The 16,263-nt window shown below is 42.4% G+C and carries 14 protein-coding genes; 4 read left to right on the plus strand and 10 right to left on the minus strand.

What is annotated here, in order from left to right; all coding sequences use genetic code 11:
- Positions 1–101: 101 nt before the first annotated feature.
- The 7 genes from ACYVAA_RS01255 to ACYVAA_RS01285 all read right to left on the minus strand — a co-directional run bounded on the left by ACYVAA_RS01255 (position 102) and on the right by ACYVAA_RS01285 (position 8,544).
- Entirely contained in the window at positions 102–698 is a 597-nt protein-coding gene (locus ACYVAA_RS01255; protein WP_460538189.1) for an RNA polymerase sigma factor, read from the minus strand.
- A 187-nt stretch (positions 699–885) separates the two neighbouring features.
- Positions 886–1,752, minus strand: a complete 867-nt coding sequence (locus ACYVAA_RS01260; protein ID WP_460538190.1) for a hypothetical protein — start codon at positions 1,750–1,752, stop codon at positions 886–888.
- Between the two features lie 210 nt (positions 1,753–1,962).
- Positions 1,963–3,471: a sulfatase gene (locus ACYVAA_RS01265; RefSeq protein WP_460538191.1), complete on the minus strand. Its 1,509-nt coding sequence runs from the start codon at positions 3,469–3,471 to the stop codon at positions 1,963–1,965.
- Positions 3,472–3,488: 17 nt separating this feature from the next.
- Positions 3,489–4,538, minus strand: coding sequence for an alpha-L-fucosidase (locus tag ACYVAA_RS01270; protein ID WP_460538192.1), 1,050 nt, complete (start codon positions 4,536–4,538; stop codon positions 3,489–3,491).
- Positions 4,539–4,565: 27 nt separating this feature from the next.
- Complete coding sequence (locus ACYVAA_RS01275; RefSeq protein ID WP_460538193.1) at positions 4,566–5,636, minus strand: glycoside hydrolase family protein; 1,071 nt, start codon at positions 5,634–5,636, stop codon at positions 4,566–4,568.
- A 52-nt stretch (positions 5,637–5,688) separates the two neighbouring features.
- The gene (locus tag ACYVAA_RS01280; RefSeq protein ID WP_460538194.1) at positions 5,689–7,095 is read right to left on the minus strand and encodes a sialate O-acetylesterase; all 1,407 of its coding nucleotides are present in this window, start codon (positions 7,093–7,095) and stop codon (positions 5,689–5,691) included.
- A gap of 117 nt (positions 7,096–7,212) precedes the next feature.
- Entirely contained in the window at positions 7,213–8,544 is a 1,332-nt protein-coding gene (locus tag ACYVAA_RS01285) for a DUF5690 family protein (RefSeq protein WP_460538196.1), read from the minus strand.
- A 433-nt stretch (positions 8,545–8,977) separates the two neighbouring features.
- Between ACYVAA_RS01285 and ACYVAA_RS01290 the strand changes: the two genes are divergently transcribed.
- Complete coding sequence (locus tag ACYVAA_RS01290) at positions 8,978–9,892, plus strand: alkaline phosphatase family protein (RefSeq protein WP_460538197.1); 915 nt, start codon at positions 8,978–8,980, stop codon at positions 9,890–9,892.
- A 134-nt stretch (positions 9,893–10,026) separates the two neighbouring features.
- Here ACYVAA_RS01290 and ACYVAA_RS01295 read toward each other — a convergent pair whose 3' ends face one another.
- Positions 10,027–11,325, minus strand: coding sequence for a DUF5690 family protein (locus ACYVAA_RS01295; RefSeq protein ID WP_460538198.1), 1,299 nt, complete (start codon positions 11,323–11,325; stop codon positions 10,027–10,029).
- Positions 11,326–11,554: 229 nt separating this feature from the next.
- Here ACYVAA_RS01295 and ACYVAA_RS01300 point away from each other — a divergent pair, with 229 nt between their 5' ends.
- Both ACYVAA_RS01300 and ACYVAA_RS01305 read left to right on the plus strand, forming a co-directional pair.
- Positions 11,555–12,139 carry a helix-turn-helix domain-containing protein gene (locus tag ACYVAA_RS01300; RefSeq protein ID WP_460538199.1) on the plus strand — a complete coding sequence of 195 codons (585 nt, stop codon included), beginning with the start codon at positions 11,555–11,557 and terminating at the stop codon, positions 12,137–12,139.
- A gap of 8 nt (positions 12,140–12,147) precedes the next feature.
- The gene (locus tag ACYVAA_RS01305) at positions 12,148–13,227 is read left to right on the plus strand and encodes a zinc-binding dehydrogenase (protein WP_460538200.1); all 1,080 of its coding nucleotides are present in this window, start codon (positions 12,148–12,150) and stop codon (positions 13,225–13,227) included.
- Here ACYVAA_RS01305 and ACYVAA_RS01310 read toward each other — a convergent pair.
- Both ACYVAA_RS01310 and ACYVAA_RS01315 read right to left on the minus strand, forming a co-directional pair.
- Complete coding sequence (locus ACYVAA_RS01310) at positions 13,203–13,745, minus strand: hypothetical protein (protein WP_460538201.1); 543 nt, start codon at positions 13,743–13,745, stop codon at positions 13,203–13,205. The two genes, ACYVAA_RS01305 and ACYVAA_RS01310, sit on opposite strands and share 25 nt — an antisense overlap.
- Positions 13,746–13,912: 167 nt before the next feature.
- Positions 13,913–15,715, minus strand: a complete 1,803-nt coding sequence (locus tag ACYVAA_RS01315) for a hypothetical protein (protein ID WP_460538202.1) — start codon at positions 15,713–15,715, stop codon at positions 13,913–13,915.
- Between the two features lie 225 nt (positions 15,716–15,940).
- On the opposite strand from ACYVAA_RS01315, the gene ACYVAA_RS01320 reads away from it, so the two are divergent.
- Positions 15,941–16,263, plus strand: a 323-nt coding sequence (locus ACYVAA_RS01320; protein WP_460538203.1) for a hypothetical protein, incomplete at its 3' end; no start/stop codon positions are given.

Here is a 16,263-nt window from a genome sequence, read left to right on the forward strand (position 1 = left end):
AATGTCAAATCTCACCATCAGGCTTAAAAAAAAATGAAATTTATAAAAAATGTAAAATAAAGTGGTTTTTGTACCGAATAGGTAATTAACGGGTTGTTTTGTTAGGAAAAATTAAAAATAAAAACAATCAATATTTTTATAAACCGGGTAGAAACCATCTTTTCTTTCAAGGTTTTTAGTCCCTTAAAAATTAGGTTATAAATATAGGGGATCTGCCCCCCCATGATTTCGGAGATGTTTTCATAGGGAAGTTCTTCCACAAACCGAAGATAAATGGCTTCTTTTTGTCGTGAAGGAAGCTTCTCCAGTTCAGTGAATGTTCTGCTGTTGGGATGTTTGGCTATTCTGCTTTCTTCTAAAAAAGTTTCCATGTAATGCTGGAAATTCAATTGGGATTTATGGTCCTCCAGGGATTCGGTGGGATGATTTTCATTGATTTTTTTGATGATTAAATGTCTAAAAGTGGTAAATAGATAAAAGCTAATGGATTTTGAAATGCTGATCCGGCTTTTGGATTCCCAAATACGAATAAATACATCCTGAATCACATCATCAATAAGGTCACTGTCCTTCGTGAAACGATGACCATAGGAATAAAGCTTTTTGGCATGGGACCTATAGATGAACTCAAATGCCTTGCTGTTTCCGCTAGCCAGAAGTTTCCAAAGTTTTTTATCATCTAATTCATGAAAATTCATAGGGTAAAATTAGGCTGATAGTTTGGTGATTTTCTTTTTTTACAACTTTCAATTTAATTAATTTTTAATAAAAGCATAATTATATAATAATAAAATTTAAATAAAAGAAAGAAAATGTAAATTGGATTGATTTTAAATCGATTTAGCTTAGATGATACTTACTGAAACAAAACGTATTGGAGGTTCACTATTTAAATTTACTTCCCCAAGGGGTTCTTTTGATCATATAGTTAAGGGAATTGGTATAGGAGTTGGTCCCATCTCCAAAGGCCCTTCGGGAGTCTGAAAATATAGCCTCGCCTTTATCGCTGAAAATTTTCAGTCCCACTCTCGTGTCATAATCGGTTTGTGTGGAGGAACTTCCGGAACTAAAAATGCTGCCCTTCTTTTCCTTTTGATCCTTGTTTTTATCCTTCTCCTTTTCCTGGTAGGTACTGGATTCACTGCCAAAGGTATTGGTTCCTTTGTATTCTATATCCGAAGTTCCATAAACGACAAATTCCACTCCTAATAGCAGGGCGATCTCCTGAGGATCGGATGCGACTGCCAACTGTCTATAATCGATACCGTTTTGTTGAAGGATGGAATTGGTGATCAAAGGATCCTGTACCGTAATGGTGGCCGTGTTTTTTCTAAAGGAATCAGCGCATCTTTTTTGGGCTTCTATCTTCAGGGCATCCACCATCATTCCTTGATCATTGGTAATGATTTCAAAAGGAAGAACAGCCAGTTTATTTTGCCTTTCCTCTGAACTTAAAACTGGGGGAACAGAGGATGCACTTGGTGCTGTTGGTGCATTAAATACTTCCACCCTTCCGCTCGCAAAATGAATCTGGTTAATAAGCTCCTTATTTACCTCATATTCCAAATCCTCTCCAGCATATTTAAATTTAATATTGCTGGAACCAATGCCGGTGACCTTTCCCTTCATTTTTTTCCCATCCAACATCTCTACAACATCATGCTTTTCTTCCTGTGCTCTGACCTCCAGTGATGAGAGGCACACAGTCAAAAGTATGGTAATGGATAACAACAAGCCCTTTAGATTATTCATGATAGAACGTTTTGATATGTTGCACGATTCCTGTCGGTTGGTGGCTAAATGATATATAAAAATAAGAACTTATTTGATTGGTTTTCAGTGTATAGGAAGAAATTTTAGCGGTAAGGACAGGCCAAATAAAAGCGCTCAGAATTTCTTCTGAGCGCTTATGGAGGATTGATCACTTGCCGTTAAATACGGGACTCTATAGGCTGTATTTTGCTAATCTACCTGATCAGGGTAAGGAACCAATTGTCCGGTAGAATTTAGGGTCGGCATTTGGGCTTTGGTCTCTTTCAATAGGGTTGTCATCAATTTCGCCATTTCCTTGGTCTTGTTCTTATTGGTAGTGCTCAGGTCGGAAGATTCACCGATATCATCGGTCAAATGGAACAATTCCAACTTCTGATCCACATGATGGTAGATCAGTTTCCAGTCCCCCTTTCTGACCGCACTGTAAGGTGGATGATAGTAGGTATTGGGGAAGTGCCAAAGCAAGGGCCTGTCCTGACTTTTGGAGGATTTTCCTTTCAGCAAGTGTACAAAGCTTTGGCCATCTTTACTTCTTTTGGCCAAGCTGTTAAGTCCTGCCATTTCCAAAAAAGTAGGAAAGATATCTTCGATGATAACATAATCATCCATTGTAGTTGCGGGCATGGCCACATCTGGCCACTTGGCCAATAGCGGCACCCTGATCCCTCCTTCATAGGGGCTTAACTTATACCCTCTCAAAGGCAAGTTTTGTGGGACCTGCTGATGAGCTCCGTTGTCGGACATAAAAACGATAATTGTATTGTCATCTACGCCCAATTTTTCAAGATGATCCATTACGTCCCCTAAGGACTTGTCCATGCCCTCTATCATGGAGGCATAGGTGGCTTCCCGTTCATTTAACCCTTGGTCAATATAGTACTGGTAATAACGATCATCCTTTTCCCAAGGGGCATGAATAGCGTAATGGGATAGGTACAAATAGAATGGCTTATCGTCCTCGACTGCAGAGGAAACATGCTTTAAAGCTTCCCTAGTAAGCGCTTCTGTCAAATAAATGTCCTTGCCATGGTATTCTTCAAGTCCGGGCACATCCCATATATGGTTGCCGGCATCCCGCCAGTTGGCACTGAAATCATGTATGCCTAAAAAGCTCCCCGGGCCACCTGCCGCATGCCCACCTATATTGACATCGAAGCCCAGGTTTAAGGGATCTTCTCCTGGGGTCTCTTTGGCCCCAAAGTGGGCTTTGCCGACATGAATGGTCCTATAGCCACTGTCTCTCAACAGTTCCGGGAGGGTTTGGGCACTTATGGTAAGTGGGATCTCAGGATCCGGACTAAGGCCGTTTAAATTCCAATCAGGTGCTGTCACTACCTTATGCTCACTGTCTGGAGATTCACCTTTTCTCAAGGTCCAGTTGGTAACCCTATGCCTGGCGGCAGTGATTCCGGTCATCAAACTTACCCTGGAAGGAGAACAAACCGCGCTGGTATAGGCTTGGGTGAATTTCATTCCTTCACGGGCCAACCTTTCCATATTAGGGGTACGGTACCTTTTGTTGAGTGTCGTCACTTCTTTATGGAAAGGTACCGAAGTGTCTTGCCAGCCCATATCATCTACAAAGAAGAAGACGATATTGGGCCGTTGTTTGGGCTTTTTCAGGGGGCTGCAGAAAGCCGTGGTACCACTGATCAAAAGTAGGATGCTTAAAATATAAGCGGGTAATTTGTTAAACATGGTTGGTGTCAATTAACTTAAATTGATAATCGTTTCTTCAATGCATTGAGTACTTCAATATCCCTTTCCCTGATTTTTCCCTGTCTGTTGGGGGGGCAATTTAAAATCAGGATATTATCGTTTGAAGTGGCCTTTTTGTACAGTTCTTCAAGTTCATCCAAGGATTTCCAGACGGTGTCCTGGCTGTTATAAAACCAGCGCTGGCTCATGCATACGGTAGATTCCCAGGGCATATAATATTCTTTTCCATCGTGGGTGAAGACCTTCGGATCATCTTCAGCAGGCAGATAGGGATCGCCCAGCCTAAAGTCACTGGGGAAATACCTGATGGGATAGCCAGACTGCTGCTCTTCTGGTTTGACGGGGTGATGATCAGGATTGTCCGGCAAGCCAATTGACCAGTTTACACCGATCTGGCAATTAGGTTCTCTGGATTTTATGGTTTGGTACAATTCCTTGATCGGCCACCTGTGGTTTTGCTTTACCCAGCCACCATCAAACCAAAACTCTACTAGCTCCGTGTGTTTTTCTGTAATGTCAATGAGCTCGTCAATTTGGGCAAGCATATAACTGTTATAAGTACTGTCCAGCTCCGTTTTTTTCACCTCACCGTTTTCCTTCCTGTCCCAAAGGGAATAATAAAGCCCCAGGCCTATATCATATTTTTCGCAGGCTTTGGCTACCGCTTCAACCACATTGGTTTTATTGGGGGAATTGGCCACATCGTAATCTGTAAGCGGGCTGTCCCAAAGGCAGAATCCCTCGTGGTGCTTGGTGATCAAAATCACGTATTTCATCCCGGCATCCTTGGCTGTTTTGATCCACTGATCTGCATCTATTTGGCTGGGATGATAAGAGGAGGTCGGCTTGGAACCGTCCGTCCACTCCATATCGTGAAAAGTATTGATTCCAAAATGAATAAACATGCCGTATTTTCTGTCTATCTGGGCCTGTTGGGCCGGGCTGGGAGATGTGGAAGGCACGGGCAGAATTTCCTTGGTTTCATGTGGTTTTCCACAGGCAGTCAGTAGTAGCAGACTGACCAAGAACATGTTGCTTAAGTTCATGCGGTTTACATTTAAGGTATTTAACGGTTAGAAGAGTGGCTTTTGATTTACAGGAATGGTGACTATAAAGGATTCGTTTCCCTTCTTACAGGCCAAACCCAATACCTTTACTTCCCCGTTTTCTTGGTACACAAAAGGCCTTTCCATCCTGTCGGGCTTGATGTCTTGCCACTGTCGGGCAAGAATGGCTTTGGGCATAATTTCAAATTCCTCGGCCTTTTCCCAGTGAATCCCATCGGAGGAACTTACCAGGCCTATAAAAGTATGGGCATGGAATATCCCGTAATACTTTTCTCTGGTCTGGTCATACCATAAGGACATGTCTTCGGTATCCATATAGTCGATCACAGGTTTTGGCTGTATGATGAATGGGCCTATGGGGCTATCACTGATGGCCATGGCTTGGTTGCGCACGAAATTTTTGTCATTGGGCTTATCCCCTTTCACGATAAGGTAATACCTCCCATCTTTGCCTCGGTCAATGGCGGGATTGACCGTTAGTGTACTGATAGGCCCTGATGGTTCTATCAAGGGCTTGTCAAAGCGCTCCCAAGGGCCGTCAAGACTTTCGGCAACGGCAACACCTGTCCTTTGATTGGGCCTAAGGATTTTCCACTTGGGATGGCTATATCCGGTGGTACTGGTTTCCTGCAGATCCATATCAGTATAGCTGTCATTTTCTCCCAAGTTGGTAGAGATATAGTACAAGTAATACTTCCCTTCAAAATGCTTTATTTTGGGGTTGTGGGCCGTTATGGCATCCCAGTGCCCCTTTCCACGGCCTTTCAATACGGTTTCTTTGTATTCCCAAGGTCCACTTGGATGGGAAGATACGGCATGTGCTACCTCTGAGTATACCAGCCAACCGGTGAATTGACTGGACTTTGGCCATCTGGAATAAAAAAGGTGATACTGGCCGTCCTCCCCTTTCAAGATGGAACCTCCCCAATTGAAGTAATCTTCAGAAAGAAAAATATTGTCTTCAGATACAGCCTCTAGTTTGCCTTTGATCTGTGGGTCATTCTGTGCCCACGAAAATTGGAACAGGATTGAACAGAGGATAAGAAGTAGTAGAATGCTTTTACGGGAGCTCATCATTTAGATTTATTGTTGTGATTGATTTTTTGTCGAAAGCTACTTTAAAGGGAACCTACTTTAGCTCCCAGTCATCGGTTCTAAAGGCTGAAGCAGGTAAACCTGACCGATTGAACAAATTGGGCAGTGCAATGTCAGAAAAGGCAAACCTTACCGCTACCGGTTTTTTCACCTCCTTGGCAGAAACCTCTACCTTCTCCCCTTTGATCTTGGCTTTGGCCGGGTAAAACTTTTGGTCTTCTCCCGCTATATAGAACTCCTTGAGCTCTTTTCCCTCGGCCAACAACCCGCCCTCGGCATGGTCAAAACTTAAAGTGATTTTTTTCTTGTTGATTTCCATGTCTTTGTATAGCGGCCCGCTTGGATCTGTTGCTATTGCTCCATAGGTTTTGGCCAGTGCCCATAGGGCCAGCCTCCTGCCCACTTCCTGTTTATTGCCCGGGTGAATGTTTTTAAGGTTGCCGATATCATTGGTGACCACCATTCCGGTATTGGCCATCTTTTCCATGGTCTTTAATTGTGCATCCCTGACCACCGCTGCTTCAATATCCGCTGCATTATTGTTTTCATAATCAAAAGGAGCTATCTGCACATAGTAAAAAGGCTTTTCCTCTCCTCCCCAGGCCTCCCTCCAGGATTCGATCAACATCGGGAAAGTTTCGTAATAATAGTCAGCATTTTGCCTGTTGGATTCTCCTTGGTACCACAGCCATCCGGCTATTTCAAAGGGGGCTATGGGATGGATCATGGCATTGTACGCAGAGCTGGGAGACTTGTCATACCAATGGTTATCCGCGAGTTTTTCTGATGCCTCTTGAAGAAGGACCGGATCTTTCACCAGTGAATGGGGTGTCCAGATTTCCACCGGTGTACCTCCCCAACTGCTGTTGATCAGGCCAATGGGCACTTCGAGTTGTTCTGTCAACTCCCTGCCAAAAAAGTAACCGACGGCACTAAAATCCTTCATTGTCTCAGGGCTGCAGCTTAGCCATTTTCCAGGGGTATTGTCCTGAGGAGTGGAAGACTGATGTACCGGTACGGTGAACAGCCTGATCGTTGGATAATTGGCTGCCTTGACTTCCTCGGCTGCATTGTCAAAGCCTCTTTCCGCACTCCATTGCATATTGGACTGGCCGGAACAAAGCCATACTTCGCCAATGAGGATGTTTTGTAAGGTGATTTCCTGATGGCCTTTGATCGTAATGGTATAAGGCCCCCCATGGGCTGGCGTTGGCAGTTCCAGTGTCCATTTGCCCTGATAAGTGGTTGTCTCAACAGGTTCGTTATTCCATGATCCCGTTATCTGGATCTTTTCTGTGGTGTGGGTGCTCCATCCCCAAATAGTGGCCTTTGAATTTTGCTGCAGCACCATGTTGTCTGACAAAATCGAGGGCAGCCAAATTTCACTTTTGGCCGTGAATCCTGTTGATAACAATAGGAGAAAAAGAATGATTTTTTTCATAAATAAGAATTTATTGGACTGGATGTTTTTAGTCCATAAGGACTAATTTAGTGTTTCTCCAGTCGATAACCAAGATATTTTCATTATAGCGTGTGCTGAAGCCCCAGAATATAAGGGCTATACTGCCTCAACCTTGAGTAAGTAACTTGTCTCTATATTGGGTGCATCCACTGCTTTTTCACTTTTATAGTAGAGTTGTTTAAAAAAGGTCATGGCCATGAGTAATAGTAGGATCCCCAATACCGATACCGCATAACTAAAATAAATCAATACCTGAGACCAGTTTAGGTTTTCGATAAAAAACTCTTTATAAAATAATAGGGATACACTGCCAAGGTAGCCAATGGCATCACATAGATAGATGAAAAATCCGGCATTGGCCTTGAAGCGGAAGACCGCAAGCATCCTGTCAAAGAAAACGGTTTGGATGGGAGTGTAAGCCATAAACAGGAAAATGCTCAAAAATACCATCCAGTAAAAAGGCCCTATCATTTCATTTTGGAACAAATAAGTCGTGACTCCGCTGCCTATTAAGCCCAAAAACACCACACTTGCTGTAGCCCAAAATCCCAGGACATTGTTTTTGATAAGCGAAAGGAGACCAATAAAACTCAGTACGGTGATTCCCGAAATCAGCTCGGTTAAGGAAAGGACACTTTTATCCCATCCCGGGTCAATTTCATTCCATATTTCCACGGAAAAATTGTCTCTGAAATCCCTCATGGTGAGCAGCAGGGTATAAATGGCCACCATGCCCAAAAGGCCAATACTAAAAAACCGGACGGTTTGCCTTTTCCGTTTCCTGTCCATTGGGACCCTTTTGGTCCGCAATTGAATATCTTCTTCACTGGGAGCGGGAATAGCTGAAAGCATCCACACAAATAAAACAAACAAGGGTAAGAAGATCAGTCCGATGGCAAAGGGCATCCAGAATTCCGATATCCAGGGCAGCCCTTCTGCCACAATAAGATAGGTGGTTTTGAGTAGACCAGAAGCAATGATCACACTTATGCTAAGCCCAAAAACAAGGACTTCGGTAAACTTTCTACCTTCCAGAAAACTGAAAACAATTCCCCATACCATTCCTAATGGAAGCCCATTTAAAAATAAAAAGACAAAATTATAGGGATGGGGTACCAGTGCGAAACCCAACAAAGCCAATTCGGCAAAAAGGATCAGACCTATGATCAATTTTATCCTTTGCCTTGCTCTAAGCTCTGAGATGACTTTGATCCCAATGAATTTGGAAAGCATATAGCCCAAAACCTGAACAATGATCAATACGGACTTATAATCCATGCCCCACAGCTGAAGCCCCTCATACAGTCCGGTGATAAAGGGCTTTCTAAAAGCATACATGCTAAAATATGCACCAAATGAAGCGATGACACACCAAGAAATAAAAAGTAACTGGCTTTGGTTTTTTAGTAATCGTTCTACTCGCTTCATTTACTGTAGTTAATTTAAAACATGGCTTTCAGATGAAATGCTTCCTTATGTGAAGTCTTGAAATTTTATGTAATTCCTTGTAGAACTAATTTCTACAGGGGGAGTTGTCCTGAGGAAACAGGAGAACATTCAGTAAGGAAATTAAACGAAATTTATTGGATAATAAAAGAAATGATACGTAATATTTTCTTTTAATGAAATATTTGTTAAGTGTCAAAGATGTTTACTGAATAAGCAATTAGTAATGTGTACAGCTCTCAAATTGTGATTAAAACATTTAATAGTAAGCTGATACCTGCGCATTAACCATCAATTAAATATTTAATATGACGAAATAGTTTTTTCGTATTTGTAAAATTATATACCTTTACGATCGTAATTTTTCTTTAAAGGAAAAAAATGATTCATAAACTTAGTTAATTTTGAAAAAATCATGAGACAAATCCATTTGTTTTTATTTATGCTAGTGATGGCATGTTGGTTTGGAGCCTGTGCGGGTAAGAAGGAACCCGCTAAAAGGGTTATATTATTGGGCTTGGATGGTTTCAGTGTGGAGGGCTTTGAGGGAGCGGATCACCCCAATATGGATGCTTTGTTTGAAGACGGAGTCATTTCCTTAACTACCCGCACCGTCATGCCATCTGTTACTTTGCCCAACTGGACCAGTCACCTTACCGCAGCCGGTCCGGAGCAACACGGTGTATTTGGAAACGGATGGGAAAAGGAAGACCATCCCTTAGAACCTCAGGAAATGGATGGAGAGGGCTATTTCCCTTCTATTTTCAAATTGGTGAAGGATCATATACCAGGGATCAAAACCTCCTATTTCTATAATTGGGCAAGCTTGATCAAGCCGATCAACCAAAAGCACTTGGACAAGGTCCAATTCGAGGAGAACGATGGATATGAACGTAACTACCAGGCGGCCCTGGATTTTCTTAAGGAAAACAAAGATGTTCCTACCTTAACTTTTCTGTACTCCGTTCATACCGATCATGCCGGCCATAGTCATCAATGGATGTCTGCGGAATACATCCAATCTATTGAAGAGGTGGATGTGAAAATCGGCGAATTCGTCAGTAAACTGAAAGAGGAAGGTCTGTACGAAGACAGTCATTTTTTGCTTTTCACCGACCACGGTGGTATCGGTCATGGTCACGGCGGTACATCACCCGATGAAATGCTGGTTCCCTGGATGGTAAAAGGCCCCGGTATAGCAAAGGGGAAAAAATTAACCTCGCCGAACTCCAATACCAACACGGCTGCAATAGTGGCCAAATTGTTTGGGATAGAACAAACTCCTGAATCATGGATTGGAAAAGTGCCGGCCGAACTATTTGAAAAATAGGACACATTAATTTTAAACCATGAAGGTGTTGTGTTTAAAAAAGAGCAAAACACCTTCATGGTTTAATCTTTTATCGAAGTCCGCCTCAAGCAAGCTGTATTATTAGAGGGATTTTTCGTGGGGACTTTTCTTTATCAAGCTTTTACCACTCTCCGCGACAGCTTTTTGATTTTCATTTTAAATTCCGAAGTCCTCATCATGATAAGTGACAGCAAGACCATAAGGATGATCAAGGCTCCGCCAAATAGGTTCAGCTGAGTGAAAAAGTTGATCCAGGAATAATTAAAATCCATTGTTTCTTTGAAGATCAATATCCCTACACTTGCCAAATAACCGAATGCGTCGGCGATATAGAAGAGGTAGCCTACGGTGCCTTTGTATTTGAGCACGGCAATGAATCGCTCAAACAAAAGACAGTGGAAAAGAATGTAAGGCAGGTAAACACCAAAACCTGAACTGATCATCCAAAAAACAGGATCGATCTTTCCCTTGGTAAAAAGCAGCGTGGTAAGCATCATCAAAGCCGCACTGATGATGGTTGCATACATGCCCAGGTTAAAAGCTTTCTGGTTGTTCATGATCAAAATCCCCATGGCAGAAATGATCAATACAAATAAGGCAATGGGCAATTCCGTCAATGTCATTAGCTCAGGATTTTCTGATAGCCCAAGCTCGGCCCAAAACTCCACGATGAAATTGTCCCTGAAGTCTCTTACCACCGTCAGTATTACATAAATCAATACCAAGCCCACAAAGGTGCTTCCATGGGTTTTCAAAAAGTCCCTTCTTTCCTTTTTCTTCATGGGAACCCTTTCTGTCCGGAGTTGCTTGTCCTCTTCCGATGGTCCCTGGGATTTGCTGAGAAAATAGATGGCCAGCATAAAAAAGGGGAAGTAGATCGCTCCGGTGATGAAGGGCATTAAAAATTCATTGAGCTGGTAACTGTTCATCAGCCAAAGGCCGGTAGTTTTAATGAGGCCCGTGGAGAAAATAAAGGTCGCGCTCAGGGCGGCCACCAAGAGCTCCGAATTCTTTCTTCCTTCAAGATAAACCAAGACCAGACCGAAGATCATGCCCAGTGGAAGTCCATTTAGAAACATTGCTACCGGTTTCCACCCCACTGGCAGCCAATAAAATGCCAGCAACATGGCCAAGCTAAAGCCAACCAGTCCCGCCAAAAGGGTAAAACGCCGGTTGCTGGGTACTTCAGAAACCACCTTAATCCCAATAAACTTCGACAACATATATCCGATCACCTGGCTTATGATCAGCAAGGTTTTAAAGTGAAAGTCAGAATAAGCCACCCCGACATCTTCAAATTGTCCTGCTAAAAAAGCTTTTCTTACCGCGTACATGCCCGTATAAGCCCAAAAAGCTGTAACCATCAACAACAAGTCGCCTTTGGTTATGGATATCTTACCCAACTTTATCATCAATACTATTCCTTTAAATTATATTACTAGCTTAAAATAATTTTTACTATTTGTCAAATTTAAAGGAATGCCTCATCAGGAGTACTGTATTCGATATTATGAATCTATTAATATTTCATTAATTGAAATTAATTTTCATAAGAGGAAAAATGTATGCACTTTGCGGTTAACTAATAAATTTTCATCTGAAGAAAATAGTTTATCTAAACTTTGGACACAACAGGACACTATGGACAATTCGGAATACCTCACTACTTGGATAGGATCCAAATTAAAAGAAATCAGAAAGTCGCATGACTTAAAACTTGGCGAGTTGGCGGACAAAACGGGCATTAGCATTGCGATGCTTTCTAAGATCGAGAACGGACGCGTCTTCCCCACCCTGCCCACTTTGATCCAAACCCTCAGTACCTTGGATGTGGACCTTAATGAATTTTTTTCAGACCTAAAGGGTGACAAAGAATTTCCGGGTTTTCTCTTTAAGAAAAAAGAAGAATATAAGTCGATAAAAAAAGAGGAGGAATCCATTGGCTTTGACTATGAGTTGATCCTGAGCCACAAAATCGAGCGGTCGTCTATGGAAATTTCCATATTGACTATCGGTCAAGATGCACAGAGAAGCCATGTCAGTACGGAAGGATTTGAATACATTTACCTGATCAAGGGGGAGTTAAAATATGAGCTGGGGGAGCACACTTTTGAGATGACAGAGGGCGATTCCCTGTTTTTTAACGGCAATATCCCCCATGTGCCGATCAACAAGGGGAATACTGAGGCCGTCATCTTAGTAATATACTTTATCGAATTGAAATAAAACAGCCCATGAAAAGTGAAGCCACCGCTATGGTTTTCAATGAAGCAAAAGTTCCTTTTACAGCTTCAAGCATTGCCCTTCCCGAGCTGAAGGAAGGAGAGGTTTTGGTCAAAAATATTTATTCCACCATCTGTGCAAGCGACCTGCACACCTTTTATGGAAGAAGGAACGCATGCAGACACAGTATTCTAGGCCACGAGATCATAGGAGAAGTAGTCGGTATTGCCAAGGAGGGTGTGGAGGATTATTTTGGCGATGCGCTGTCGTTGGGAGATAAAATCACCTGGTCAGTATATGCTCATGATCCCCATTCCAGAACCTCCCAAAAAGGCTATCCTCAAAAATGCGAAACACTTTATAAATATGGACATGAGCAAATCGGTGAGCACTATCAACTGAACGGTGGTTTTGCCAGTCATTGTCATCTTAGGAAAGGTACCAGCATCTTTAAACTTCCCTCCGGACTTAGCAATCAGGAAGCAGCTCCCTTAAACTGTACCCATGCTACCATTGCGGGCGCCATAAGGTTGGCCGGAAGTCTCCAAGGAAAAAATGTACTGATCAATGGGGTCGGGATGCTAGGATTATCTGCCTGTGCCATGTCCAAAGAGCAGGGAGCTACAAGGGTTTGGGCGATGGACATTGACCCAAAAAAACTGGCTAAAGCCAAAGCGTTTGGAGCAGACCAGTCAATCCTTTATCATTCCGAACAAACACTGCCATGGGACAGCATTAGGGAGCTGGGCGGCATTGATGTCATCATTGAAACTTCTGGGGTGCCTGATGCCGTAGAAAACTGCGTCAAATTGCTGGGGATTGGCGGAACGGTGGTCCTGGTAGGTTCTGTTTTTGCCCAAAGGGATGTACAGTTGAATGCCGAGCACATCGTCAGGAATTTGTTGACCATCAAAGGCCTTCACAATTATAAGCCTGAAGATCTGGCTAGTGCAATAGCGTTTTTGGAAGCTAAGAAGGAGCAATACCCTTTTGAAGGTTTGGTGGGCAAAGAATTTCCGCTTCATGAATTGGATGAGGCCTTCGAAACAGGAAATAAAGGTAAATTCTACAGAGTCGGTGTCAGGCCATAAGCCGACACCGACCTAAAAAAGTCAATTTTTGAGGCTAGCAGAGATCGCGCATTTACTTGTTCTGAGTTGTACGCCTTTTCGGATATTGGCTTTTCATGTCTGATGTTCATTCCCTGTATGGCTGTGGAGACTGTTATGGCAAAAGAAACAAAAGCCACTCCAAGAATTACATAATTTAAGGTATTGGATACGACAAGATCCTTCCCCAAACTATAAAGTGCCCATAAAGAAAGGAGGCCTAAAATAAGCATAGAAGCCAAGGCGCCCTGTGCGATGTATTGGTGGGTGCTCAATGCATCCCCGGAAAAAGTTTGACTACCGGCAATGTGGTCCAAGGCATAAAATCCCGATAGGTAAGTGATGGCTGTTCCTATGGCACTTATGATAAAGATATAAAAAGCCATTCTATCATATTTCTGGGATGAGGTAAACAGTCCATAGCCCAGCATAAGAAGCCCTACAAAACTTCCCAAGACAGGAATGATGTTAATAAGCAGATGAAAATAGGGAGGATTCATTTTTTCTTCTTTTTCTTGAAGTTACTTATTTTTGAATCCAATTCATATGACAATAATCATGTATCTTACTGATATTTAAGTGTATAAGGTGTTTTTATTAAGCAAATTAATGAATACATTAAAGTCTACGTTATAAATTCAGTTATCCTTTTTCATCCAATCACCCTCTAGGCTTTAGCACCTTCGATACTGGCTTCCCCTAAACTTAAGGCAGCTGCTTCCAGCTCTTCTTTAATGGTACTTAGTGTTAGTTCAGCATCCTTTATTTTGGTAGACAAAAGTTCGCTGTAATAGTCTATCCCCAGAAATAGGTTATCCTTGAATCTGCTCAATTGATTTTTGAGTTTAGGGGCAGGTGCTTGCCTATAGTTGTTCAGCTCTTTTTTAAAATAGTCCAGGTACAGCTTGAGTTCTTTTACGAAGAAGTAGGGCCTGTCTTGCTCTAATGGGAGCATGTGTTTTCCATAAATATGGTCCACCATTTCCTTCAATTTATAAATCCCCTTGAAATAGGCCAGGTTGGGGCCAGGGCAAATGGTGACGGCCTTTAGGTTCCGCGCAGGTGTTTCGCCATGGGAAATGATCGCCGGAGCTCCCAAGCCTTCACACAGACAATCCTTCTCGGTGATTTCTTTGGACTTTTCTTCGAAGATCTCCTTCTCGGGGAGCTGCTCTTTTAATTGTTTCAGTTTTAAATTTTGGTACTGTCTGGATGCCGTACAAATAGGTGTTTTTGTGAATTCGGTATTGGAGGACAATACTTTTTTGTAACAGGGGCTTCCCGGCCTGTTTTTTTCTATGCGCATTTTTCGTTGTTCCTCTCCGGAACTGGTCCTTAGGTTATTGAAGGGAACTCCCAAAGGTGATGCATGGCTGAGGTAAAAATCAGACTTTTTAGCTTGAATAAGCCGGTCCAAGGTTTCATCATCGACACAAGTTGCTTCTGGAACCAATAGAAAAGGACTTCCCCAACCGGTTCCATCCAGTTCATAATAGTCCAAAAGAAAATTGTTTTCTTGGGCCGTACCTATTCCACCTTGGGCAGTGAACCTTACTTTTATATCCTTGTGTAGCAAAAATTTCCCCTTGTCCCTGAGTGCCGATTGGCAAATGTCAAAGAGTTCTTTTTGTAAACTGTTTCTCTTGTTTTTGATCTCCTCGAGAATAGGTCCCATCAATAAACCATCTGTAGCGAAGGCATGTCCCCCACAGTTAAGTCCCGATTCTATCCTGAATTCCCTTACCCAAAGGCCTTTTTTTGCCAAAAACTTTCCCTGGATTAAGGCCGACCTATAATCACTTACTTTTAAAATGATGCCTTTTTTAATATATCCATTTTCATTAGGAAAGAAGTCCTCAAAAGACTCCAAATAGCTGAAAAGTACCGGATTCATACCAGCTGAAAATACCACGGAGGAGTGCAAGGTACTATTGGCAAAGCCCCTGAGGGCCGATAGTGCCGCAGAAAACTCCCTGGGCAAGGCATTTTCCTCTTTGTCGTAACTTAATCTGTCCACCTTGGTCATGATATTCACATCAATCTTGCCCGGGACAATTGCCTCAATTAAATTTTTTTGTACTGCTTGCCTTTGTATCCCCTTCAGCCCCATCATCCTTTGATACAGCTGGTTCAAGCTATGTTTTTCCGGCAGCATTTGGAAATACAGATGAAGATCTGATCCAGCATTGTCAAAAGCCTCACTTTTCAAGGATTTGACTTGGTCGTTTACCAGTTTGTCCACTACATTCAAATAGGCTGTGATGCGCATTGCCCTGGCATCAGCTGATGCTTTGGTAATGGGCAGATAAGGCTCACCTGACTTTCGGCAATGGATCTTTCTCATGGATTCAATTAAATCATCCTCCATGATCGAAATCGTGCTGTCTATTCCAAAACGCGCAACTTTTAAAGGGGTATCAATGGTAAAACCCAGTCCCATGACGGGTATGTGAAATGAATGTATCTGCATAATTTAAACTTCTTTGTCCAAGGTGCATGTTCCCCTACCTATCGGTATTGGTGATGCAAAGCTACAGGGCTAGGGAGGATAAAAAAGGAGGCGGATGACAGGTTGTGAACTGATTAAAATCATAAAAAAGGCTATCGGAGAGGTCCTTGAAATATTGTTTAGATATCTACGTTTTTTGGAACCATTTTTAACAAAAATTAGTATAATTGATATCAATAAAGAGTTATGGATATTCAATCACTTTGGAAGCAGCATCTACCCGATTTTAAAATCAATAGTGAGCTCTCTTTTGCCCCGCTTATTTCTTGGTGGAAAGAAAGGGTCAAAGCTCCTGAAGATCTTTATAATAAGCAGATCAAAAAGCTGCTCATCGAACTCGATGACTATCCCCTACTTTCTCAGGAATCTATCGACTTGGAGGAGCTTTTGCAAGATACGGATGCCTTGTCATTTATTGTCAACAGCATTTTTCCCGTATCCATAGATCACAGCAAGCAGTTATTTATGATGTCCCTACCTTTTTCGATGGACTTGATTCATGCTTCACC

This window comes from Echinicola sediminis, assembly GCF_054777495.1.

Bases quoted from the DNA above. Each gene is read 5' to 3' on its own strand.
- ACYVAA_RS01275 (WP_460538193.1), bottom strand. From the start codon at position 5,636: ATGATGAGCTCCCGTAAAAGCATTCTACTACTTCTTATCCTCTGTTCA.
- ACYVAA_RS01255 (WP_460538189.1), bottom strand. From the start codon at position 698: ATGAATTTTCATGAATTAGATGATAAAAAACTTTGGAAACTTCTGGCT.
- ACYVAA_RS01290 (WP_460538197.1), top strand. From the start codon at position 8,978: ATGAGACAAATCCATTTGTTTTTATTTATGCTAGTGATGGCATGTTGG.
- ACYVAA_RS01285 (WP_460538196.1), bottom strand. From the start codon at position 8,544: ATGAAGCGAGTAGAACGATTACTAAAAAACCAAAGCCAGTTACTTTTT.
- ACYVAA_RS01295 (WP_460538198.1), bottom strand. From the start codon at position 11,325: ATGATAAAGTTGGGTAAGATATCCATAACCAAAGGCGACTTGTTGTTG.
- ACYVAA_RS01265 (WP_460538191.1), bottom strand. From the start codon at position 3,471: ATGTTTAACAAATTACCCGCTTATATTTTAAGCATCCTACTTTTGATC.
- ACYVAA_RS01305 (WP_460538200.1), top strand. From the start codon at position 12,148: ATGAAAAGTGAAGCCACCGCTATGGTTTTCAATGAAGCAAAAGTTCCT.
- ACYVAA_RS01270 (WP_460538192.1), bottom strand. From the start codon at position 4,538: ATGAACTTAAGCAACATGTTCTTGGTCAGTCTGCTACTACTGACTGCC.
- ACYVAA_RS01300 (WP_460538199.1), top strand. From the start codon at position 11,555: ATGGACAATTCGGAATACCTCACTACTTGGATAGGATCCAAATTAAAA.
- ACYVAA_RS01310 (WP_460538201.1), bottom strand. From the start codon at position 13,745: ATGAATCCTCCCTATTTTCATCTGCTTATTAACATCATTCCTGTCTTG.
- ACYVAA_RS01315 (WP_460538202.1), bottom strand. From the start codon at position 15,715: ATGCAGATACATTCATTTCACATACCCGTCATGGGACTGGGTTTTACC.
- ACYVAA_RS01280 (WP_460538194.1), bottom strand. From the start codon at position 7,095: ATGAAAAAAATCATTCTTTTTCTCCTATTGTTATCAACAGGATTCACG.
- ACYVAA_RS01260 (WP_460538190.1), bottom strand. From the start codon at position 1,752: ATGAATAATCTAAAGGGCTTGTTGTTATCCATTACCATACTTTTGACT.